Annotated in this window: 33 protein-coding genes; 1 reads left to right on the forward strand and 32 read right to left on the reverse strand. The window is 62.0% G+C overall.

Features of this window, described 5'->3' with window-relative positions; translation table 11 throughout:
• Positions 1–238 precede the first annotated feature (238 nt).
• Entirely contained in the window at positions 239–1,909 is a 1,671-nt protein-coding gene (locus M1D74_RS11870; RefSeq protein WP_458115447.1) for a sensor histidine kinase, read from the forward strand.
• Between the two features lie 31 nt (positions 1,910–1,940).
• On the opposite strand, the gene M1D74_RS11875 is transcribed toward M1D74_RS11870, so the two are convergent.
• From M1D74_RS11875 to tuf, 32 genes are all read right to left on the reverse strand, one after another.
• Positions 1,941–2,870 (reverse strand): tRNA pseudouridine synthase A, encoded by a 930-nt coding sequence (locus M1D74_RS11875; protein WP_458115448.1) that lies wholly within the window; start codon positions 2,868–2,870, stop codon positions 1,941–1,943.
• Between the two features lie 25 nt (positions 2,871–2,895).
• Entirely contained in the window at positions 2,896–3,528 is a 633-nt protein-coding gene (rplQ, locus tag M1D74_RS11880; protein ID WP_458115449.1) for a 50S ribosomal protein L17, read from the reverse strand.
• A gap of 65 nt (positions 3,529–3,593) precedes the next feature.
• Positions 3,594–4,604: a DNA-directed RNA polymerase subunit alpha gene (locus M1D74_RS11885; protein WP_309071315.1), complete on the reverse strand. Its 1,011-nt coding sequence runs from the start codon at positions 4,602–4,604 to the stop codon at positions 3,594–3,596.
• Between the two features lie 155 nt (positions 4,605–4,759).
• A complete protein-coding gene (gene rpsK, locus M1D74_RS11890; RefSeq protein WP_026545640.1) occupies positions 4,760–5,161 on the reverse strand; it encodes a 30S ribosomal protein S11 in 402 nt (133 codons plus the stop codon).
• 52 nt (positions 5,162–5,213) lie between these two features.
• The gene (rpsM, locus tag M1D74_RS11895) at positions 5,214–5,591 is read right to left on the reverse strand and encodes a 30S ribosomal protein S13 (RefSeq protein WP_309071314.1); all 378 of its coding nucleotides are present in this window, start codon (positions 5,589–5,591) and stop codon (positions 5,214–5,216) included.
• Positions 5,592–5,755: 164 nt separating this feature from the next.
• Positions 5,756–5,869 carry a 50S ribosomal protein L36 gene (rpmJ, locus tag M1D74_RS11900; protein WP_024475611.1) on the reverse strand — a complete coding sequence of 38 codons (114 nt, stop codon included), beginning with the start codon at positions 5,867–5,869 and terminating at the stop codon, positions 5,756–5,758.
• Between the two features lie 87 nt (positions 5,870–5,956).
• Complete coding sequence (gene infA / locus M1D74_RS11905; protein ID WP_019481515.1) at positions 5,957–6,178, reverse strand: translation initiation factor IF-1; 222 nt, start codon at positions 6,176–6,178, stop codon at positions 5,957–5,959.
• A gap of 280 nt (positions 6,179–6,458) precedes the next feature.
• Positions 6,459–7,286, reverse strand: coding sequence for a type I methionyl aminopeptidase (gene map, locus M1D74_RS11910; protein WP_458115450.1), 828 nt, complete (start codon positions 7,284–7,286; stop codon positions 6,459–6,461).
• 2 nt (positions 7,287–7,288) lie between these two features.
• Positions 7,289–7,861 (reverse strand): adenylate kinase, encoded by a 573-nt coding sequence (locus tag M1D74_RS11915; RefSeq protein WP_309071312.1) that lies wholly within the window; start codon positions 7,859–7,861, stop codon positions 7,289–7,291.
• Positions 7,858–9,171 (reverse strand): preprotein translocase subunit SecY, encoded by a 1,314-nt coding sequence (secY, locus tag M1D74_RS11920; protein ID WP_309071311.1) that lies wholly within the window; start codon positions 9,169–9,171, stop codon positions 7,858–7,860. Before secY ends, M1D74_RS11915 begins: the two co-directional genes overlap by 4 nt.
• A 259-nt stretch (positions 9,172–9,430) precedes the next feature.
• Positions 9,431–9,979, reverse strand: a complete 549-nt coding sequence (gene rplO, locus M1D74_RS11925) for a 50S ribosomal protein L15 (RefSeq protein WP_309071310.1) — start codon at positions 9,977–9,979, stop codon at positions 9,431–9,433.
• Positions 9,979–10,191, reverse strand: coding sequence for a 50S ribosomal protein L30 (gene rpmD / locus M1D74_RS11930; RefSeq protein ID WP_458115451.1), 213 nt, complete (start codon positions 10,189–10,191; stop codon positions 9,979–9,981). Before rpmD ends, rplO begins: the two co-directional genes overlap by 1 nt.
• Positions 10,191–10,889, reverse strand: a complete 699-nt coding sequence (rpsE, locus tag M1D74_RS11935) for a 30S ribosomal protein S5 (protein ID WP_309071318.1) — start codon at positions 10,887–10,889, stop codon at positions 10,191–10,193. The genes rpmD and rpsE overlap by 1 nt, the downstream gene beginning before the upstream one ends.
• 29 nt (positions 10,890–10,918) lie before the next feature.
• Positions 10,919–11,302, reverse strand: a complete 384-nt coding sequence (rplR, locus tag M1D74_RS11940) for a 50S ribosomal protein L18 (RefSeq protein WP_309071308.1) — start codon at positions 11,300–11,302, stop codon at positions 10,919–10,921.
• Positions 11,303–11,304: 2 nt separating this feature from the next.
• Positions 11,305–11,841, reverse strand: a complete 537-nt coding sequence (rplF, locus tag M1D74_RS11945) for a 50S ribosomal protein L6 (protein ID WP_309071307.1) — start codon at positions 11,839–11,841, stop codon at positions 11,305–11,307.
• A 20-nt stretch (positions 11,842–11,861) separates the two neighbouring features.
• The gene (gene rpsH, locus M1D74_RS11950) at positions 11,862–12,260 is read right to left on the reverse strand and encodes a 30S ribosomal protein S8 (protein WP_167994165.1); all 399 of its coding nucleotides are present in this window, start codon (positions 12,258–12,260) and stop codon (positions 11,862–11,864) included.
• Between the two features lie 91 nt (positions 12,261–12,351).
• Positions 12,352–12,927: a 50S ribosomal protein L5 gene (gene rplE, locus M1D74_RS11955; RefSeq protein WP_309071306.1), complete on the reverse strand. Its 576-nt coding sequence runs from the start codon at positions 12,925–12,927 to the stop codon at positions 12,352–12,354.
• Positions 12,927–13,304, reverse strand: coding sequence for a 50S ribosomal protein L24 (gene rplX / locus M1D74_RS11960; protein ID WP_309071305.1), 378 nt, complete (start codon positions 13,302–13,304; stop codon positions 12,927–12,929). Before rplX ends, rplE begins: the two co-directional genes overlap by 1 nt.
• Before the next feature lie 2 nt (positions 13,305–13,306).
• A complete protein-coding gene (rplN, locus tag M1D74_RS11965) occupies positions 13,307–13,675 on the reverse strand; it encodes a 50S ribosomal protein L14 (protein WP_026545654.1) in 369 nt (122 codons plus the stop codon).
• A 326-nt stretch (positions 13,676–14,001) separates the two neighbouring features.
• Positions 14,002–14,295, reverse strand: a complete 294-nt coding sequence (gene rpsQ, locus M1D74_RS11970; protein WP_309071304.1) for a 30S ribosomal protein S17 — start codon at positions 14,293–14,295, stop codon at positions 14,002–14,004.
• Positions 14,292–14,639 carry a 50S ribosomal protein L29 gene (gene rpmC / locus M1D74_RS11975; protein ID WP_309071303.1) on the reverse strand — a complete coding sequence of 116 codons (348 nt, stop codon included), beginning with the start codon at positions 14,637–14,639 and terminating at the stop codon, positions 14,292–14,294. Before rpmC ends, rpsQ begins: the two co-directional genes overlap by 4 nt.
• Before the next feature lie 2 nt (positions 14,640–14,641).
• Entirely contained in the window at positions 14,642–15,058 is a 417-nt protein-coding gene (gene rplP, locus M1D74_RS11980) for a 50S ribosomal protein L16 (protein ID WP_026545657.1), read from the reverse strand.
• Positions 15,059–15,901 carry a 30S ribosomal protein S3 gene (rpsC, locus tag M1D74_RS11985; protein ID WP_309071302.1) on the reverse strand — a complete coding sequence of 281 codons (843 nt, stop codon included), beginning with the start codon at positions 15,899–15,901 and terminating at the stop codon, positions 15,059–15,061.
• A complete protein-coding gene (gene rplV / locus M1D74_RS11990; protein WP_026545659.1) occupies positions 15,902–16,267 on the reverse strand; it encodes a 50S ribosomal protein L22 in 366 nt (121 codons plus the stop codon).
• Positions 16,268–16,307: 40 nt separating this feature from the next.
• Positions 16,308–16,589 (reverse strand): 30S ribosomal protein S19, encoded by a 282-nt coding sequence (gene rpsS / locus M1D74_RS11995; RefSeq protein ID WP_011692805.1) that lies wholly within the window; start codon positions 16,587–16,589, stop codon positions 16,308–16,310.
• 12 nt (positions 16,590–16,601) lie between these two features.
• Entirely contained in the window at positions 16,602–17,441 is an 840-nt protein-coding gene (gene rplB / locus M1D74_RS12000; RefSeq protein ID WP_309071301.1) for a 50S ribosomal protein L2, read from the reverse strand.
• A gap of 31 nt (positions 17,442–17,472) precedes the next feature.
• Positions 17,473–17,778: a 50S ribosomal protein L23 gene (rplW, locus tag M1D74_RS12005; protein WP_309071300.1), complete on the reverse strand. Its 306-nt coding sequence runs from the start codon at positions 17,776–17,778 to the stop codon at positions 17,473–17,475.
• The gene (rplD, locus tag M1D74_RS12010; RefSeq protein WP_309071299.1) at positions 17,775–18,440 is read right to left on the reverse strand and encodes a 50S ribosomal protein L4; all 666 of its coding nucleotides are present in this window, start codon (positions 18,438–18,440) and stop codon (positions 17,775–17,777) included. Before rplD ends, rplW begins: the two co-directional genes overlap by 4 nt.
• A gap of 2 nt (positions 18,441–18,442) precedes the next feature.
• Complete coding sequence (gene rplC, locus M1D74_RS12015; RefSeq protein ID WP_309071298.1) at positions 18,443–19,099, reverse strand: 50S ribosomal protein L3; 657 nt, start codon at positions 19,097–19,099, stop codon at positions 18,443–18,445.
• A gap of 16 nt (positions 19,100–19,115) precedes the next feature.
• Positions 19,116–19,424, reverse strand: a complete 309-nt coding sequence (gene rpsJ / locus M1D74_RS12020) for a 30S ribosomal protein S10 (RefSeq protein ID WP_003803825.1) — start codon at positions 19,422–19,424, stop codon at positions 19,116–19,118.
• Between the two features lie 401 nt (positions 19,425–19,825).
• Entirely contained in the window at positions 19,826–20,428 is a 603-nt protein-coding gene (locus M1D74_RS12025) for a hypothetical protein (protein WP_309071297.1), read from the reverse strand.
• Positions 20,429–20,500: 72 nt separating this feature from the next.
• Positions 20,501–21,691: an elongation factor Tu gene (tuf, locus tag M1D74_RS12030; protein ID WP_309071296.1), complete on the reverse strand. Its 1,191-nt coding sequence runs from the start codon at positions 21,689–21,691 to the stop codon at positions 20,501–20,503.
• Between the last annotated feature and the right edge of the window lie 79 nt (positions 21,692–21,770).

The following is a 21,770-nucleotide window of genomic DNA, read 5'->3' on the forward strand; positions in this document are numbered from 1 at the left end:
AGAACTGCAAGACCACAGTTCATCACAAAAGTACGGATCACCGCGATGACGGTGAACCGCCGAAACGTGCTTTCACAGTGTACGCGCGTACCGCTGTTCAGGGTCACAAATAGTGAACTTTGTGAACCGGTTCGGAATTATGGTGCTTCTGCTCTGTCCCGTCAGAGATAATGAACGTTATGTCGTGGTCTCAGAGGCATGTCCCTAGCGCTGTCTGCGCGCGCGCCGGGGTGGTGTCATGAGCGATCGCGTCATGTTCCTGGCGGCCAAGCGGGCCTACTCGAACCTGAGTTTCCGGACCCGCGTGGGGCTTTGTGAGCTGCCGCTGGCTCTGCTGGTTGCCGTTATCGCGATTATCGTTGTGGTCGTCTCCCCTGCCCTGCTGATGAACCCGCTTTTCCTTGGCGGCCTCGTCTTCCACGCAGTGCTGCTCGCGGCGGCGTTCCTCGCTCCCTGGGAGCGGCTGCGCGACGGCTCGTACGTGATCATCCCCCTGCTGGACTTCCTGGCCATCGCCCTCACCCGCAACGGTGCGGCAGACGTACTGCCAGGGCTGAGCCTGCTGGCCATTTTCCCGGTGATCTGGCTTTCCGCCTCGGAGATGAAACCGTGGCTCAGCCTGTTGTCTTGTTTTATCGGGCCGTTCCTCATCCTCGGCGTTTCCCCGCTGTTGGGCTCCGCCCCAAGGAGCCAGTTGGGAACCGCGCTCCTGCTGTGCCTGGCGCTGGCCGTGGTGTCCATCTCGCTGCGCTTCGCCAGCCTCAACTCGGTGTACAGCCAGCGGAAGCTCGCGGCATCGAAGGCCGAGGTGGACCGGCTCCAGGGCGAAAACACCGAACGTGAACTGCTGCTCGAAGCCATCCTTGACACGATCGACGTCGGCCTCGTAGTCCTCGACGCCAATGGCAACCGCATGCTCACCAACCGTCAGCAGCGGTCCTATGACCTCCTTGTCCAGACGGGAAATTCCGACGGCGACAGCATCAGTCACCTCTACGCCGCGGACAAGACCACGCCCGTTGCAGTCAGCCGATATCCGGTGCAGCGTGCCGCTGCCGGAGAGACGTTCGCCAACTATCTGGTCTGGCTGGGCCCGGAGGACTCCCAACGGGCTGTCACCACGGCAGCCACTGCCATGTGGGACAGCGAGGACAAGTTCGCCGGCTCGGTGATCGTCTCGAACGACGTCACGGACATGGTTGAGGCGCTCTCCGCCAAAGAGGATTTCGTGTCCAACGTGTCCCACGAGTTGTGGACCCCGCTCACCTCGATCATCGGGCACCTTGATCTCGTACTCGACGACGACCATCCCCTCCCCCACAACGTCACCCAGCAGCTCTCCGTGGCGCGGCGCAATGCCGAGCGCCTCTACGCGCTGGTCTCCAATCTTCTTGCGTCCGCGTCAGGCGCTGCCAGCGTCCACCTGCGTCCGACTGACCTGTCCGGGCTGGTGGAGCACAGCATCGAGTCCGCCTGGCCGCAGGCCGTCAACACCGGCGTGACCCTCGAAGCTGACGTGCCGGACATCCTGTGGACCACCTCTGACCCGCTGCGGATCCGCCAGGTCCTCGACAACCTCATCTCGAATGCCATCAAGTACTCGCCCGACGGCGGAAAGGTCACCGTCCGCGCACGCAAGCAAAGTGACGCTGCACTGCTCGAGGTACAGGACACGGGCATCGGAATGTCGCCGAATGAGACTAAGCTGGTCTTCGGGAAGTTCTTCCGCACTGCTGCAGCGCGCGAATCGTCCATTCCCGGTGTAGGTCTTGGCCTTTCCATCACCAAGGCGATTGTCGACAGCCACGGCGGATCCATCCGATGCAGCAGCGAACCGGGTGCCGGTACCACTTTCACGGTGACGCTCCCCTTGCACCGCTCGGAGCAGACCAGGTCAGAACAGAACTAGCCAGGAAAGGCTCGCCTTCGCCGCGGTGGTGTTAAGCGCCGTCCCGCTTCGCGCGGGTGAGTTCCGCCCGCAGAGCCAGCTCGGCGGCGTCGTCGGGGTAGCGCACTTCCTCCAGGACCAGCGGGTGCGCCGGTGCGAGGACGGACCGTGAGTCCTTCCGCCGTGAGCGCAGGCGCTCCCCCAGCCACTGCGGCAGTTCCTCACCGCTTCCCACGCGAAGAGCCGACCCAATCAGGGCGCGCACCATATTGTGGCAGAACGCATCGGCCTGGATGGTCACCTTGAGGATGCCGTCCGGCTCGCGTTCAAACTCGAACCGCTGCAGCTGACGCACCGTCGTAGCGCCGACGCGCGGCTTGCAGAAGGCCAGGAAGTCCTGCAGGCCGAGCAGCGCACCGGCACCTTCGTTGAGGAGCCTCTCGTCCAGCTCCTCGGAGTGCCATAGCACTGTGGAGCGGTTGAGCGGATCCTGCAGCTCGGAACGGTCGGCAATGCGGTAGCTGTAGCGGCGCCACAGCGCAGAGAAGCGGGCGTCGAACCCCACCGGAGCAAGGCTGACGGCGCGCACGACGACGGGAGACGCCGGGTTCCCCGCGTACACCGTGCGTGCGGCGGCGCTCGGGGGAAGGAAGCGGTTGACGGTGGCCTGCAGACGCCGCTTCAGAGCAAGCGCGGGGTCGATGTCCTTGCCCCGGGTCAGGGCGAACCATTCCGCCGGCTCAAGATCTATGTGCGTGACCTGACCGCGGGCGTGAACGCCGGCGTCGGTCCGTCCGGCGACGGTCAGCCGGACCGGGCGCCGGAACAGCAGCTCCAGCCCCGACTCCACCGTGCCCTGGACTGTCGGCAGACCGGGCTGAACCGCCCAACCGGAGAAGGGGCCACCGTCGTACGCAATATCTATCCGGACACGCAAATGCCCGTCACCCACGGACGGGGTGACGGGCATTTGTTCGTTCATGTACTTCAGAAAGGGAGCAGAAGGATTACTTCTTCTCGTCTTCCTCCGGCACGGAGCCTTCTTCAACGACGACGGTTTCCTCGGCGTCGCCCTCAGAGGCGCTTACCGTGGTGTCCTCAGCAGCAACCTCGTCAGCCGAAGGAGCGGACTCTGCCGACTCAGGCGAATCTGCCGACTCAGGCGAATCTGCCGACTCAGGCGAATCTGCGGACTCAACCGGGGCAGCAGCTGCAGCATCGCGGGCAGCGGCATTGCCGGCAGCCTTCGAAGCCTCAGCGACAACGGCCTGCTTGGGGGAAACAGCCTCAAGCACCAGCTCGATGACAGCCATGGGAGCGTTGTCGCCCTTACGGTTGCCGATCTTGGTGATGCGGGTGTAGCCGCCCTCGCGGTTGGCTACAGCCGGTGCGATGTCGGTGAACAGCTCGTGGACGACGCCCTTGTTGCTGATGACAGCCAGGACACGACGACGCGAAGCCAGGTCGCCCTTCTTTGCGAAGGTGATCAGGCGCTCGGCGTAGGGGCGGAGCCGCTTTGCCTTGGTCACCGTGGTGGTGATGCGCTTGTGCTCGAACAGCGAGGCGGCCAGGTTGGCGAGCATCAGGCGCTCGTGCGCCGGACCGCCACCGAGGCGTGGGCCCTTTGTGGGTGTGGGCATGATGTGTTATCTCCTCATAAATGTGCCCGAGGCCGCATCCTTAGCGGCGCCAGGTTTCTAACGTTTTAGAGAGCGTCGTCGCCGTAGGCGTCGTCGTCCTCTTCAATCGCAGCTGCGCGGGCTGCAAGGTCGAATCCTGGAGGGGAATCCTTCAGGGACAGACCCAGCTCAACCAGCTTTGCCTTGACCTCATCGATGGACTTGGCACCGAAGTTACGGATGTCCATCAGGTCAGCCTCGGAGCGGGCAACGAGTTCACCCACGGTGTGGATGCCCTCACGCTTGAGGCAGTTGTAGGAACGAACGGTAAGTTCGAGATCCTCGATCGGGAGGGCCATGTCGGCGGCGAGGGCGGCGTCAGTTGGCGACGGGCCGATCTCGATGCCTTCAGCGGCGGTGTTCAGCTCGCGGGCAAGGCCGAACAGTTCAACCAGGGTGGTGCCGGCCGATGCAACGGCGTCGCGCGGTGCGATGGCGTCCTTGGTTTCGACGTCGACGATCAGGCGGTCGAAGTCGGTGCGCTGCTCGACACGGGTGGCTTCCACGCGGAAAGTCACCTTGAGAACCGGCGAGTAGATGGAGTCGACCGGGATGCGGCCGATCTCGGAATCGCCGGACTTGTTCTGCGAAGCGGACACGTAGCCACGGCCACGCTCGATGGTCAGTTCGAGCTCGAACTTGCCCTTCGAGTTCAGGGTCGCGATGTGCAGGTCCGGGTTGTGGAACTCCACACCTGCCGGAGGAGCAATGTCAGCCGCGGTCACGACGCCGGGTCCCTGCTTGCGCAGGTAGGCGACCACGGGCTCGTCGTGCTCGGAGGACACCGCGAGGTTCTTGATGTTCAGGATGATCTCGGTGACGTCTTCCTTCACACCGGGAACGGTGGTGAATTCGTGCAGGACGCCGTCAATCCGGATGCTGGTGACAGCCGCTCCGGGAATCGAGGACAGCAGCGTGCGACGCAGCGAGTTGCCGAGGGTGTAGCCGAAACCGGGCTCCAGCGGTTCGATGACGAACCGCGAGCGGTTGTCGGCGACTACTTCTTCAGTCAGGGTGGGGCGCTGTGCAATGAGCACTTACATTTCCTTTCAGGGAGCATCCGCTATATGACGCAACACAAATGGTGGAAAGGGAAAGCTAGAGAGCAGGACTCAGTAGCTAAACGACAGTCAGCCCCAGGTACGCCCGCACCCCGAATGGAGCACGGGCGAACCTGGAGCCAAGGAAGCTACTAGACGCGGCGGCGCTTCGGCGGGCGGCAGCCGTTGTGAGCGCTGGGGGTGACGTCCTGAATGGATCCGACCTCGAGGCCGGCAGCCTGCAGCGAACGGATCGCGGTCTCGCGTCCGGATCCCGGACCCTTCACGAAAACGTCGACCTTGCGGACGCCGTGCTCCTGGGCGCGCTTCGCAGCGGCCTCTGCAGCAGTCTGCGCAGCGTAAGGGGTGGACTTGCGTGAGCCCTTGAATCCGACCTCGCCAGCGGAAGCCCAGGAGATAACTGCTCCGCTGGGGTCCGTGATCGAGACGATGGTGTTGTTGAACGTGCTCTTGATATGCGCCTGACCGAAGGCGATATTCTTCTTGTCCTTGCGACGCGGCTTGCGCACCGCTCCACGAGTCTTGGGGGGCATTACTTCTCCTACAAAGTTTTAGAAAAGAGGGAGTTGAGGGTGGAGCGCTGAATCAGCGTCCGGCCTTCTTCTTGCCTGCGACGGTGCGCTTCGGGCCCTTGCGGGTACGAGCGTTGGTCTTGGTGCGCTGTCCGCGCACAGGAAGGCCGCGGCGGTGCCGGAGACCCTCGTAGCTGCCGATCTCAACCTTGCGGCGGATGTCTGCAGCTACCTCACGGCGGAGGTCACCCTCGACCTTGTAGTTGCCTTCGATGTAATCGCGAAGCTGGACGAGCTCAGCGTCAGTCAGATCCTTCACGCGCGTGTTCGGGTCAATCCCGGTTTCGGCGAGCGTCTGGTCTGCACGGGTCTTGCCCACGCCGTAGATGTAGGTAAGCGCAATGACTACCCGCTTTTCGCGGGGGATGTCTACGCCAGCGAGACGTGCCATAGTGGCGGTTCTCCTTTTGATGACCGGAGGTCTGAAACAGTGCGACCCGGATTGCTCCGGTCCCCGGCCTCCGTACCGGGGGTGTGGACTCGCCTCATGGACGAACCCTGCACTGCTTTTTTATTGTGGTGTTACTACGCGTGGGTGACCCTCGAAAAGAGGATTCAGCCCTGGCGCTGCTTGTGGCGCGGGTTTTCGCAGATTACGAGTACGTTGCCCTTGCGGCGAACCACCTGGCACTTGTCGCAAATCCGCTTCACGCTCGGCTGTACCTTCATGGTTTTCCTTTGCGTTCTTGCAGTTGTTGCAGTGTTGCCTCCGCGTCCGGTGGGCCGGGAGGCTCGGAACTAAATACTCAGAACCGTCTACTTGTAGCGGTAGACAATACGACCACGTGTGAGGTCGTACGGGCTAAGCTCCACTACCACCCGGTCCTCGGGGAGGATTCGAATGTAGTGCTGACGCATCTTTCCCGAGATGTGGGCTAGAACAATGTGTCCGTTGGCCAACTCAACGCGGAACATCGCGTTGGGCAGAGCCTCGTTCACAGTGCCTTCAATCTCAATGACACCGTCTTTCTTGGCCATATCCTCCGCTAACTTCTGTGCCGCCACTTGCGGGGCGGACGGTCTTGGGGTTTTGATTGTCGGAACTGACCGCGTATCTGCGGCGCACACCGGGCGGGACAGCATTCCATATGAATTCCATACAGAATGACCGAACCGACGTTGGGCGCGAAAGGGCGCAGGAGTAGAGACAACCAGCAATCAACTTTACGCTACGGCGCCCGATAAGTTAAATCAGCCCGCCTCCTCTGCAGGAAGCGGGCTGACTCGATCATCCGATGAGCACCTGGATGCGGCTACTTCAGTCGAGCGGAACGACGACGACGCCCAGCTCCGCGAGCTTCACCGCACCGCCGTCGGCTGCACTGAGAACCCAGATGCCGGCGTCGTGCACTGCCACGGTGTGTTCCCACTGGCAGGCGCGCTTGCCGTCAACGGTGACCACAGTCCAGTCATCCTCCAGGACAGAGGTCTCCAGGCGGCCTTGAACCAGCATCGGTTCGATCGCCAGGCAGAGGCCCGGCTTGATCTTGGGACCGCGATGGCTGCTGCGGTAGTTCAGCACGTCCGGGGACTGGTGCATCTGCGTACCAATGCCGTGGCCAACGTAGTCCTGCAGGATTCCAAGCTCCGGGCCCTCGACCGACGACACGTAGTCGTCGATGGCTGCCCCGATATCGCCCACGTACTTACCGTTGGCCAAAGCAGCGATCCCCCGCCACATGGCTTCCTCGGTAACCTTCGACAGACGAACGTCCTCCGGCCGGGGCGTACCCACAATGACCGTGCGCGCGGAGTCAGAGTGCCAGCCGCGAACCACAGCGCCGCCGTCGATCGAGATGATGTCGCCGTCCTGCAGCACGTAGTCACCGGGGATGCCGTGGACCACCTCGTGGTTCACGGAAGTGCAGATGCTGTTGGGAAAGCCGTGGTAGCCGAGGAAGTTCGACGTGGCGCCGGCCTCCTTGAGGACACCGGCGAACACAGCGTCGAGCTGGCGGGTGGTCACGCCCACGCGGGCAGCAGCCACCGTACGGTCCAGCGCCTCCGAAAGCACAAGGCCCGCTTCGCGCATGATCCGGATCTGGTCTGCCGACTTGTATTCGACCCGCTGCTGACGAAACATCACGACTACTGGCTGACCTTCAGGGCGGTCATGACGCGCTCGGTGACTTCATCGATCGCGCCGATGCCGTCTACGCGTGTGACGATGCCGCGTGCCTCGTACTGGGACACGACTGCCTCTGTCTGCTCGTGGTAGAGGTCAAGGCGGTGCCGGATGACAACTTCGTTGTCATCCGAACGGCCATCGAGCCGTGCGCGGTTCAGGAGCCGGCGAACGAGTTCCTCGTCGTCGGCAGTGAGCTGGAGTACGACGTCGAGTGCGAGGTCGTTCGCCTGCAGGATGTCGTCAAGCTCGGTCACCTGTGCTGCCGTACGGGGATACCCGTCCAGCAGGAAACCGTCCAGGGTGTCGTCCTCGTTGAGACGCGCACGCACCATGTTGTTGGTGACGCTGTCCGGGACGAAGTCGCCGGCATCCATGTACTTCTTCGCCTCTATGCCCAAAGGCGTCTCGTTCTTGACGTTCTCGCGGAAGATGTCGCCGGTGGAGATGGCCACAACGCCGAGCCGCTCGGAGATACGAGCTGCCTGGGTTCCCTTGCCTGATCCGGGGGGTCCAATGATGAGCATCCGTGTCATCGCAATAGTCCTTCGTAGTGGCGCTGCTGCAGCTGCGCGTCAATTTGCTTCACCGTCTCAAGACCCACGCCAACCATGATGAGGATGGAGGTTCCGCCGAACGGGAAGTTCTGGTTCGCGTTGATGGCTACGAGCGCGATCAACGGAATGAGCGCAACAATGCCGAGGTAGATCGCACCGGGCAAGGTGATGCGGGACAGGACGTACTGCAGGTACTCCGCCGTGGGGCGCCCAGCCCGGATCCCCGGGATGAAGCCGCCGTACTTCTTCATGTTCTCCGAGACTTCCTCCGGGTTGAAGGTGATAGCCACGTAGAAGTACGTGAAGAACACGATCATCGCGAAGTAGAGCGCCATGTAGAGGGGGTGGTCACCGGTGGTGAGGTAGGTGGTGATCCAGTTGACCCATTCCGGCGGCGGCGTCTGGCCGTCGGTGGGGGTGTTGAACTGCGCGATCAGCGAGGGCAGGTACAGCATCGACGATGCGAAGATCACGGGGATAACGCCCGCCATGTTGACCTTGATCGGAATGTAGGTGCTGCTGCCGCCCAGGGTGCGCCTGCCGATCATGCGCTTTGCGTACTGCACCGGGATGCGGCGCTGGGACTGCTCGACGAAGATCACAAGCATGACCACGAACACGCCGATCACCAGGACTCCGATGAACACGTTCCAGCCCTGGGTGCGCAGGATCTCGCCCAGCGAGGTGGGGAATCCGGCCGCGATGGCGGTAAAGATGAGCAGCGACATACCGTTTCCGACGCCGCGCTCGGTGATCAGCTCGCCCAACCACATGATCAGGCCGGTACCGGCCGTCAAAGTGATGATGAGGAGGATGATGGTGATGAGGCTGTCATCCGGGATGATCGGCACCGGACAATTGCCCAGCAAGGCACCCGACCGCGCCAGCGACACCAGCGTCGTGGCATTGAGGAGCCCAAGGGCGATGGTCAGGTAGCGCGTGTACTGGGTCAGCTTGGCCTGGCCCTGCGCACCCTCCTGGTGAAGTTCCTGGAAGCGCGGGATAACTACCCGGAGCAGCTGGGTGATGATGCTGGCCGTGATGTAGGGCATGATTCCCAGCGCGAACACGGACACCTGTAGCAGGGCTCCGCCGCTGAAGAGGTTCACAAACTGGTAGAGGCCGCCCTCTGTGTTGCCGAGCTGCAAACACTGCTGCACGTTGCCGTAGTCAACACCGGGCGCCGGGATGAATGCACCCAAACGGAAGATGGTGATGATTCCCAGCGTGAACAACAGCTTGCGCCGCAAGTCTGGCGTCCGGAAAGCCCGGCCAATAGCGCTAAGCAAGCGTCCTCCTGATTAAGTCTTAGTGGCCCTACGCGGGCGATACACACCAACCGAGTCTAACGGCTGGAACCGGGCAGGCGAGAACCCGGGCATCAAACGAAGCCTGTTAAACGAAACAGACTCCTGGCGAGCCGGGGATCCCGGCCCACCAAGAGTCTAGTTGCTTCATGAGCTAGATCACAGTCGGCTCCCCCGCCGTCGTCGTCAGGCTGTCCGAAGGACGAACCGGCGGACGACGGCGGGAAAGCGACGCTGGGAACTAGAGGCCGGAGACCGAACCGCCTGCGGCGGTGATCTTCTCGGCAGCGCTGGCGGACACGGCGTGAACCTTGACGTCCACCTTAACCGCGATGTCGCCCGTTCCCAGCACCTTGACGAGCTGGTTCTTGCGCACTGCGCCCTTGGCGATCAGGCTGTCTACCGACACCTCGCCGCCTTCGGGGTACAGCTCGTTGAGCTTGTCCAGGTTGACTACCTGGTACTCAACGCGGAACGGGTTCTTGAAGCCGCGCAGCTTCGGCAGACGCATGTGCAGCGGCAGCTGGCCGCCTGCGAAACCTGCCTTGACCGAGTAGCGTGCCTTGGTGCCCTTGGTACCACGGCCGGCGGTCTTACCCTTGGAGCCTTCACCACGGCCAACGCGGGTCTTGGCGGTCTTGGCTCCGGGGGCGGGACGAAGGTGGTGTACCTTCAGCGCGTGGACGCGAGGCGTGCTCTCAGTAGTTTCCTGAGCTGCAGCAGCCTTGGCAGCAGGCTTGCGGGCCGGCTTCGTCTCGGTGGATTCCTCCACCGTCTTCTTCTCTGCCATTACTTGGCCTCCTCAACCTTCACGAGGTGCGGAACCGTGTTGACCATGCCTACGGTCACCTCGTCAGCGTTGCGGACAACGGTGTGTCCGATCCGCTTCAGGCCGAGTGAACGAAGGGTGTCCCGCTGGTTCTGCTTACCGCCGATGGCGGACTTGATCTGTGTGATTTCCAGCTTTGCGGAGCTGGCAACCAGACGCTTCGGAGTTGCCATTACGCACCTGCCTTCTGATCCTGCATTGCGCGCAGCATCGATGTTGAGGCAACCTCGTCCAGCGGCAGGCCGCGGCGTGCAGCCACTGCCTGAGGCTCTTCGAGCCGCTTCAGCGCGTCAACGGTTGCGTGAACAATGTTGATGGCGTTGGAGGAACCCAGCGACTTGGAGAGAACGTCGTGGATACCGACGCATTCCAGTACGGCGCGCACAGGACCACCGGCGATTACACCGGTACCCGGCGATGCCGGACGCAGGAGCACGACGCCGGCCGCTGCCTCACCCTGAACCAGGTGGGGAACGGTGCCGCCGATGCGGGGAACCTTGAAGAAGGACTTCTTGGCTTCCTCGACTGCCTTGGAGATAGCCGAGGGAACTTCCTTGGCCTTGCCGTAACCCACGCCGACCATGCCGTTGCCGTCGCCGACAACAACGAGTGCGGTGAAGCTGAAGCGACGGCCGCCCTTGACGACCTTCGCGACGCGGTTGATCGACACGACGCGCTCTACGAACTTGTCCTTGTCGTCGCCGCGGCCGCCGTCACGTCCGCCACGGCCGCCATCGCGACCGCCACGGCCGCCATCGCGTCCGCCGCGCTCTCCACGACGTCCGCCGCGGCCGTCGGTTGCCGACGCCGTCTCGGTGGACTCAGCCGCGGGAGCGTCAGTTGCAGGCTGCTCAGCCTTTGCGGTGTTCAATGAGGCTTCCTTTGCGTTGTTCTGCTCGGTCACAGTGCCAGCCCACCTTCACGTGCGCCGTCTGCGATTGCGGCAACCCGGCCGTGGTACTTGTTACCACCCCGGTCGAAGACGACTGCCTCAATGCCTGCAGCCTTTGCCCGCTCAGCGACGAGCTCGCCCACGCGCTTGGCCTTGGCAGTCTTGTCACCGTCGAACGAACGCAGGTCGGCCTCGAGGGTCGACGCCGATGCAACGGTGATGCCCTTGGTGTCGTCGACAACCTGCACGAATACGTGACGGGCTGAACGATTGACCACCAGGCGGGGGCGAACAGCGGTACCGGTGATGCGCTTGCGGACGCGAAGGTGACGGCGTCCGCGCTGGGCGGACTTGCTCTTCGACGTGCGCTTCTTGTTGATGCTCAGTGTCATGGTTACTTACCAGCCTTTCCGACCTTGCGGCGAATAACTTCGCCCGCATAGCGGATGCCCTTGCCCTTATAGGGATCCGGACGGCGCAGCTTGCGGATGTTCGCAGCAACTTCGCCGACCTGCTGCTTGTTGATGCCGGAGACAGAAACCTTGGTGGGGCTGTCTACGGTCAGCGTGATGCCTTCCGGTGCCTTGACGGGTACAGGGTGGCTGTAGCCCAGCGCGAACTCCAGGTCGGAACCCTTGGCCTGCACACGGTAACCGGTGCCGACGATCTCGAGGTTCTTCTTGTAGCCCTCGGTAACTCCAACGATCATGTTGGAGATCAGGGTGCGGGTCAGGCCGTGCAGCGAACGCGCTTCGCGCTCGTCATTCGGGCGGGAGACGGTGATGGTGCTTTCCTCAAGCGAAACCTGGATCGGGCTGGCTACAGTGTGGCTCAGCTCGCCCTTGGAACCCTTGACGGATACAACATTGCCGTCGACCTTGACCTCTACGCCTGCAGGCACGGTGATGGGGAGACGTCCAATACGTGACATGTTTCTCTTTCCCTTTCCCGCTACCAGACGTAGGCGAGGACTTCCCCACCTACACCCTTCTTGGCTGCCTGGCGGTCTGTGAGCAGACCGGAGGACGTGGACAGGATGGCGATGCCCAGCCCGCCCAGAACGTGCGGCAGGTTGGTGGACTTTGCGTACACGCGCAGACCGGGCTTGGAGATGCGCCGGATGCCCGCGATGGAGCGCTGACGGTCGGGACCGAACTTGAGGTCGATGGTGAGCTTCTTGCCTACCTCAGCCTCTTCTTCCTTCCAGCCGGCGATGTAGCCTTCGGCCTTCAGGATGTCGGCAACGCGTGCCTTCAGCTTGCTGTATGGCATGGACACGGTGTCGTGATATGCCGAGTTGGCGTTGCGGAGACGCGTAAGCATGTCTGCAACTGGATCTGTCATTGTCATTGGGCTCTAGCCCTTCCTCGTAACGGTTTCCGGTCTCCGGCGAAGTCCAGCATCAGCTGGCCGTCGCGGAACGGACCTGCAACGTAGTTGATTAGTCTTCGGATTTGAACGGGAAGCCGAGCGCCTTGAGCAGTGCGCGGCCTTCGTCATCGGTCTTGGCGGTGGTCACAACGGTGATGTCCATGCCGCGGACACGGTCAATCTTGTCCTGGTCGATCTCGTGGAACATGGACTGCTCCGTGAGGCCGAAGGTGTAGTTGCCGTTGCCGTCGAACTGGCGCCCGTTGAGGCCGCGGAAGTCGCGGATACGGGGCAGTGCCAGCGTGACCAGGCGATCAACGAATTCCCACATGCGGTCTCCGCGCAGCGTGGCGTGCGCACCGATCGGCATGCCTTCGCGGAGCTTGAACTGCGCGATGGACTTGCGTGCCTTGGTGACCTGCGGCTTCTGGCCGGTGATCTGAGTGAGGTCGCGGACCGCACCGTCGATGAGCTTGGAGTCCTTGGCGGCATCTCCGACACCCATGTTCACAACGACCTTGACGAGCCGGGGAACCTGGTTGACGTTGCTGTAGTTGAATTCCTCCAGCAGCGCCGACTTGATCTCGGATGCGTAGCGGGTCTTCAGGCGGGGGGTGATCTTTGTTTCTACGGCTTCAGCAGTCATTACAGATCCTTCCCTGATGCCTTGGCGACGCGGATGCGGACCGTGCGCTCACGGCCGTCCCGCTCCACGGTTTCGGTGCGGTAGCCGACACGGGTGGGCTTCTTGGTCTCCGGGTCTACCACTGCGACGTTACTGATGTGGATTGAGGCCTCAACGGTCTCGATGCCACCGGTCTTGGTGCCGCGCTGCGACTGTCCGACCTTGGTGTGCTTCGTGATGCGGTTGATGCCCTCGACCAGTACACGGTTGCTCTCAGGGAATACCTTGAGGACCTTGCCCTGCTTGCCGCGGTCTCCGCCGCGATCCTGCTTGGCGCCGGTGATGACCTGAACGAGGTCACCCTTCTTGATCTTCAGCTTCGAACGGGTCTGAGCCATGACTACAGCACCTCCGGAGCCAGTGAAATGATCTTCATGAAGCGCTTGTCGCGGAGTTCGCGACCGACCGGGCCGAAGATGCGGGTACCACGAGGATCGCCGTCGCCCTTGAGGATGACAGCTGCGTTCTCGTCGAACTTGATGTAGGAACCATCCGCACGGCGGCGTTCCTTCTTGGTGCGGACGATGACGGCCTTGACCACATCGCCCTTCTTGACGTTTCCACCTGGGATAGCGTCTTTGACGGTGGCGACAATGACGTCACCAATTCCTGCGTAACGACGTCCGGAACCGCCGAGAACACGAATGGTAAGGATTTCCTTAGCACCAGTGTTGTCGGCGACCTTGAGTCGTGACTCCTGCTGAATCACTATTTACTCCTTGCGTCGCGCTGGTTCTCAGACCGAAATACTGCATACGGAATGAGCCTTGCGGAACGGTTGATCGGGGTGTCTCTGGACCCACCTGGATTTTGCCAGTGGAGGGCCTAAACGCCCGTGCCCGAGGCATTTGCCTCCCAAGCGCGGGGCGCAGGGAAGTACTATGCCGGAGCACGATTGTTTACGAGGTTTCAGAATGGCGCACGGAAGGCACCACACAAACTCAATATCCTAGCACGGATTTAAAAGCAAGCAGTCCCCCGCTCATGTCGGAACGAGGGACTGCTCGGTGTGAAACGACTCGTGTGAACGAGGGTTTACTTGGCCTTCTCGATGACCTCGACCAGACGCCACCGCTTGGTAGCGGACAGCGGGCGGGTCTCGCTGATCAGGACCATGTCGCCGACACCAGCGGTGTTCTGCTCGTCATGGGCCTTGACCTTCGAGGTGCGGCGGATGACCTTGCCGTAGAGGCCGTGCTTTACGCGGTCCTCAACCTCGACGACGATGGTCTTCTCCATTTTGTCGGAGACGACGTAGCCGCGGCGGGTCTTGCGGTAACCGCGCTTTGAGGACTCCAGTACTGCAGCCTCATTCTTCTCTTCACTCATTTGGCATCCTCCTCAGAAGCCTGTGTTTCCACGGACTTTTCGTCCTTCGTGGAGGCAGCCTTGGAACCCTTCGATTTCTTGCCGGCCTTTTCAGTCTTTGCTTCTTCTACCGGGGCAACGACGTCGGGCCGAATTCCCAGCTCGCGCTCACGCAGCACGGTGTAGATGCGGGCGATATCCCGCTTCACAGCGCGCAGGCGACCGTGGTTTTCAAGCTGACCGGTGGCTGACTGGAAGCGCAGGTTGAACAGCTCTTCCTTAGCCTTGGCGAGTTCCTCCACCAGACGGTCCTTATCGAACCCATCCAGCTGGTCGGTTGCCAGTTCCTTTGAACCGAGTGCCATGACTATTCACCACCCTCACGACGCACGATACGTGCCTTCAACGGCAGCTTGTGGATCGCCAGGCGCAGGGCCTCGCGAGCTACCTCTTCATTGACACCGGAGAGTTCGAAAAGAACACGGCCCGGCTTGACGTTGGCTACCCACCACTCAGGGGAACCCTTACCGGAACCCATACGGGTTTCAGCGGGCTTCTTGGTCAGCGGACGGTCCGGGTAGATGTTGATCCACACCTTTCCGCCACGCTTGATGTGACGGGTCATTGCAATACGCGCAGATTCGATCTGGCGGTTGGTGACGTATGCCGGGCTCAGAGCCTGGATACCCCACTCACCGAAGCTGACCTGCGTGCCGCCGGTAGCAGCGCCCGAACGACCGGGGTGGTGCTGCTTGCGGAACTTTACTCGACGTGGGATAAGCATTTAAGCCTGTCCTCCTTCCGCTGCAGCAGCGGACTCAGCCGGTGCGGACTCGGCGGGAGCGGCGGTAGCCTCACCCTGGCCGGGAGCGCGGTCGGCATTACGACGACGGCGGTCACCACGGTCGGCGCCGGCAGGGCCGCGACCGGGGCGATCCCCGCCACGTCCGCGCGACGGCGCAGCAGCTGCCTGGGCAGCCAGTTCCTTGGCGGTGACGTCGCCCTTGTAGATCCATACCTTCACGCCGATGCGGCCGAAGGTGGTCTTGGCCTCGAAGAAGCCGTAGTCGATGTTCGCACGGAGGGTGTGCAGGGGAACACGGCCTTCGCGGTAGAACTCCGAACGGCTCATCTCAGCGCCGCCGAGGCGGCCGGAGCACTGTACGCGGATACCCTTGGCACCGGCACGCTGTGCCGACTGCATGGCCTTCTTCATGGCGCGGCGGAAAGCCACACGCGAAGAGAGCTGCTCAGCGATGCCCTGGGCAACAAGCTGTGCTTCGATCTCGGGGTTCTTGACCTCGAGGATGTTCAGCTGAACCTGCTTGCCGGTGAGCTTCTCGAGCTCCCCGCGGATGCGGTCTGCCTCGGCGCCGCGGCGACCGATGACGATGCCCGGACGTGCCGTGTGGATGTCCACGCGGACACGGTCGCGGGTGCGCTCGATCTCTACCTTGGCGATGCCGGCGCGGTCCATGCCCGTGGACATGAGCTGGCGGATCTTGACGTCCTCGCGGACGAAGTCCTTGTAGCGCTGGCCGGGCTTGTTGCTGTCAGCAAACCAGTGTGACCTGTGGTCAGTGGTGATGCCGAGTCGGAACCCGTGCGGGTTTACTTTCTGTCCCACTTAGCGGTCCTCCACTTTCTCAGGGGTAGCGACAACAACAGTGACGTGGCTGGTCCGCTTGTTGATGCGGTAGGCGCGGCCCTGGGCACGCGGCTGGAACCGCTTCATCGTGGGACCTTCATCGACGTATGCTTCGCTGATGATGAGATCGCCTTCGTCGAATGCAACGCCGTCGCGGTCCGCGAGGACACGGGCGTTTGCAACTGCCGACTGAACTACCTTGAATACCGGCTCCGAAGCTGCCTGGGGGGCAAACTTCAGGATTGCCAGAGCCTCATTCGCTTGCTTACCACGAACAAGGTTGACGACGCGCCGGGCCTTCATAGGCGTTACGCGCAGATGACGCGCAATAGCCTTGGCTTCCATTGCTTTTCCTTCTCTCGTCTTAGCCGTAGAAACAGGCGCCTTAGCGGCGCTTGCCCTTGCGGTCGTCCTTAACATGGCCGCGGAATGTCCGCGTGGGAGCGAATTCGCCGAGCTTGTGCCCGACCATCGACTCGGTGACAAACACCGGAATGTGCTTGCGCCCATCGTGCACGGCAATCGTGTGGCCGAGCATGTCCGGGATGATCATGGAACGGCGGGACCACGTCTTGATGACGTTCTTGGTGCCCTTCTCGTTCTCGCGGTCCACCTTGACGAACAGGTGCTGATCGACGAAGGGGCCTTTCTTCAGGCTGCGTGGCATGTTTCCAGGCTCCTATCGCTTGTTCTTGCCGGAACGACGGCGACGCACAATGAGCGAGTCGCTTTCCTTGTTGGGACGGCGGGTACGGCCTTCGGCCTTACCGTTCGGGTTGACGGGGTGACGTCCACCGGAAGTCTTGCCTTCACCACCACCGTGCGGGTGGTCAACCGGGTTCATGGCGACACCGCGGACGGTCGGGCGAACGCCCTTCCAGCGCATGCGGCCTGCCTTGCCCCAGTTGATGTTCGACTGCTCGGCGTTGCCGACCTCGCCGATGGTTGCGCGGCAGCGCACGTCAACGTTGCGGATTTCACCAGACGGCAGGCGAAGCTGCGCGAAACGGCCTTCCTTGGCGACGAGCTGTACCGAAGCACCAGCGGAGCGGGCCATCTTGGCACCGCCACCGGGACGCAGCTCCACCGCGTGGATAACGGTACCCACGGGGATGTTGCGCATCGGCAGGTTGTTGCCGGGCTTGATGTCGGCACCGGGGCCGGCCTCAACGAAGTCGCCCTGCTTCAGCTTGTTCGGCGCGATGATGTAGCGCTTGGTTCCATCAACGTAGTGCAGGAGCGCGATGCGCGCGGTGCGGTTGGGATCGTATTCGATCTCAGCAACGCGGGCGTTTACGCCGTCCTTGTCGTGGCGACGGAAGTCGATGAGACGGTACTGACGCTTGTGTCCACCACCCTTGTGACGGGTGGTGATCTTACCGGTGTTGTTACGGCCGCCCTTTTTGGGGAGCGGACGCACCAGGGATTTCTCCGGCGTCGACCGTGTGATTTCTGCGAAGTCGGCAACGCTCGAGCCACGACGGCCCGGTGTTGTCGGCTTGTACTTAAGGATTGCCATTTTTCAGTTCCTCGTTAAAGTGGTCTCCGCTCTAGCTGAGCGGACCGCCGAAGATGTCGATCGTGCCTTCTTTGAGGGTGACGATTGCGCGCTTGGTGTCCTTGCGCTGTCCCCATCCGAATTTGGTGCGCTTGCGCTTACCGGCACGGTTGATGGTGTTGATCGAGTCGACCTTGACGGAGAAGATTTTCTCCACGGCGAGCTTGATCTCGGTCTTGTTGGAGCGCGGGTCGACCAGGAAGGTGTACTTGCCTTCGTCGATCAGGCCGTAGCTCTTCTCCGACACGACGGGCGCAATGACGACGTCGCGGGGATCCTTTGCGATGGAGCCACTCACTTGGCGTCCTCCTCAGTTGTAGTCGCGACGGAGTCAGCGGCAACATCCTCGCTCCCAGCCGAACCGACGAATGCGTCGTAAGCGGCCTTCGTGAAGATCACGTCGTCGGATACGAGCACGTCGTAGGTGTTCAACTGGTCCACGTAGATCGTGTGGACCTCGACGAGGTTGCGCACGGAGAGTGCGGCCATGTCGTTTGAACGCTCGATGACGACGAGCAGGTTGGGACGCTCGGAGACGGAGCGCAGGGTAGCCATTGCAGCCTTGGTCGAAGGCTTCTCGCCACCAACCAGGGACTCGATGACATGGATGCGTCCGTTGCGTGCCCGGTCGGAGAGGGCACCGCGCAGGGCGGCTGCCTTCATCTTCTTGGGGGTGCGCTGGCTGTAGTCACGGGGGGTGGGTCCGTGAACGATGCCGCCACCGGTCATGTGAGGAGCGCGGATCGAGCCCTGACGAGCGCGGCCGGTGCCCTTCTGCTTGAACGGCTTGCGACCGGCTCCGCTGACCTCAGCGCGTGTCTTGGTCTTGTGCGTACCCTGGCGGGCAGCAGCAAGCTGAGCCACGACGACCTGGTGCAGCAGCGGAACGTTGGTCTGTACGTCGAAGATCTCGGCGGGGAGATCAACGCTCACAGTGTTGGCTTCAGTGTTCGTAGCCATGACTATGCTCCCTTCACGGCGGTGCGTACGAGTACGACCTGTCCGCGGGCACCGGGGACGGCACCCTTGATCAGCAGCAGCGACTTCTCGACGTCCACAGCGTGAACGGTGAGGTTCAGTGTGGTCTGGCGAACGGCGCCCATACGGCCTGCCATACGCATGCCCTTGAAGACGCGGCTGGGGGTGGATGCTCCACCGATCGAGCCGGGCTTGCGGTGGTTCTTGTGCGCACCGTGGGAAGCACCGACGCCGGAGAAGCCGTGACGCTTCATGACGCCTGCAAAGCCCTTACCCTTGGTCTTGCCGATGACGTCGACCTGCTGGCCGGCTTCGAACAGCTCAACGGAGAGTTCCTGGCCGAGCGAGTAGGAGTCGACGTCAGACGTGCGCAGCTCAACGACGTGGCGGCGCGGCGTGACGCCGGCCTTCTCGAAGTGACCGGCGAGCGGCTTGGTGACCTTGCGCGGATCGATCTGGCCGAAGCCGATCTGCACAGCGCTGTAGCCATCGGCATCAGCGGTGCGCAGCTGCGTGATGACGTTGGAGTCAGCCTGCAGGACGGTTACCGGAACGAGGCGGTTGTTTTCATCCCAGACCTGGGTCATGCCGAGCTTGGTAGCAAGCAGTCCCTTGACCTGGCGCGTAAGCGAAGTAGACATAGTTATCTTCTCTCCCTTACAGCTTGATCTCGATGTTCACGTCCGCGGGAAGGTCGAGGCGCATGAGCGAGTCGACGGCCTTGGGCGTGGGGTCAATGATGTCGATCAGACGCTTGTGCGTGCGCATTTCGAAGTGCTCGCGGCTGTCCTTGTACTTGTGCGGCGACCGGATAACGCAGTAAACGTTCTTTTCCGTCGGCAGCGGCACAGGGCCAACTACCGTCGCGCCTGCGCGCGTCACCGTCTCAACGATCTTCCGAGCTGAAACGTCAATGACCTCGTGGTCATACGACTTCAGCCGGATGCGGATCTTTTGTCCCGCCATGGCGTCTCGACTCTCTCTCTGTCATGAAGAACGACACCGTGCGGTGACGCTCCTGGCTACTTGCATGCGCCCGTTGCTGTGGCGCTCCTCCAACAGACTGAATCCGGATAGTTCCGGGTTCCTCACCCTGCTGAGGCTCCGACCCCCGCGCTCGGGCGTGTCGCGCATCTTTCACATAGGAGTGCGAAGAATTCCGCAGTAATCCGAGCTATTGGATTGGGGTGGGTTATATTTGGGCCAGATTCCGCGGTGGATGCGACCCTGCGTCAGGCATTATCCTGACCGGGACTACAGCTCAAACCGCGCGCAAAAGGCGCTTGAACAACTCAACTAGTCTGCCAGATTATGAAGCACAATGCGAATCCGGCCTCGTGTTAGCTTGCCGACACGCCGCGTTGATGCTATCTGGCCCGTACACCTTCGCGTCGCAGAGCAAGCTGCGCCAGACCGTCCAGGGCCGCCGGATCACCTTCGCGCCAGGCACGTACCGGGTCTTCGGAGACCTTCCGCAACTGGGCGGGTTTCGCCAGCACCAGCGCCCGCAACGCCAGGAGCTCCCTGCCGCCGTCTTCACCATGCAGCCGCCGCGCCCGAGTAGACCGGACAACGAACTGCACGCGGGGAACCAGCCACATCGGGATAAGAATGAGAACCGGAAGAAGGAAGATGGCCCATCCCACCACCGTTGCTGCCTGAGCCACCGAATTCTGCTGGTCCTGGCCGGCATCGATGAGGAACCCTCCGGCTTCCGCAGCATTCAGGAAGGGGGCACTTGCCTCGTCGCCGATCACGGGTACTCCCCCGATGCTTTCAGCAGCATCACTCATGGTGCTCCGGAATCCGCTGCCGGCATCCTCCATGCCCCGACCGAACACCGCGAGTCCGGTAATAGCTTCAAAGGTCGCACGCGAGAAAAGCCAGGCAACGACGACGGCGGCGACCGCAAGAAGGTCGGTCAGGATCTGCCAGCCGCGCTGGAGTGGAATGCTCGAGTAAATTTGCACCGCCTCACTCTACGTTAAAAGGCGAAAGCCCCGCTGCGCTGACGCAGCGGGGCTTTGCGAAGTAGTCAGGAACTACTTGATGATCTTGGTAACGCGACCTGATCCAACGGTGCGGCCGCCTTCGCGGATAGCGAAGCCGAGGCCCTCTTCCATAGCGATCGGCTGGATGAGCTCAACGGTCATCTCAGTGTTGTCGCCGGGCATGACCATTTCGGTGCCCTCGGGGAGGGTGATGACACCGGTCACGTCCGTGGTACGGAAGTAGAACTGCGGACGGTAGTTGGAGTAGAACGGGTTGTGACGACCGCCCTCGTCCTTGGCCAGGATGTAGACGTTGGCCTCGAAGTCGGTGTGCGGGGTGATCGAACCCGGCTTGACGATAACCTGGCCACGCTCTACGTCTTCGCGCTTGATACCGCGGAGCAGCAGACCACAGTTCTCGCCGGCCCAAGCCTCGTCGAGCTGCTTGTGGAACATCTCGATACCGGTAACCGTGGTCTTCTGGACCGGGCGGATGCCGACGATCTCGACCTCAGAGTTGATGGCGAGGGTTCCACGCTCGGCGCGGCCCGTAACAACGGTTCCACGGCCGGTGATGGTGAAGACGTCCTCAACAGGCATGAGGAACGGCTTGTCCTTGTCGCGAACCGGGTCAGGAACGTTGTTGTCAACGGCTTCCATCAGGTCCTCAACGGACTTGACCCACTCGGGGTCACCCTCGAGGGCCTTCAGGCCGGAGACGCGAACCACGGGAGCGTCGTCACCATCGAAGCCCTGCGAGCTCAGGAGCTCACGAACTTCCATTTCAACGAGGTCAAGCAGTTCCTCGTCGTCGACCATGTCGGACTTGTTCAGCGCGACCAGCAGGTAGGGAACACCAACCTGGCGGGCGAGCAGAACGTGCTCGCGGGTCTGGGCCATCGGACCATCGGTAGCGGCAACAACGAGGATGGCGCCATCCATCTGAGCCGCACCGGTGATCATGTTCTTGATGTAGTCAGCGTGACCGGGAGCGTCGACGTGTGCGTAGTGACGCTTCTCGGTCTGGTACTCAACGTGCGAGATGTTGATGGTGATGCCGCGCTGCTTCTCCTCGGGGGCCGAGTCGATCGACGCGAAGTCACGCTGCTCGTTGAGGGTGGGGTACTTGTCGTACAGCACCTTGGAAATGGCAGCCGTCAACGTGGTCTTTCCATGGTCAACGTGACCAATGGTGCCGATGTTAACGTGCGGCTTAGTCCGCTCGAACTTTGCCTTCGCCACGGGTTCCTCCTAGAACGTTTTTAGAAGACTTACTCCCCAGCCACGCTTTTCGCGGCTGAAACTCATGCAAGTCTACTGG

It is taken from the genome of Arthrobacter sp. D2-10 (genome assembly GCF_054161285.1).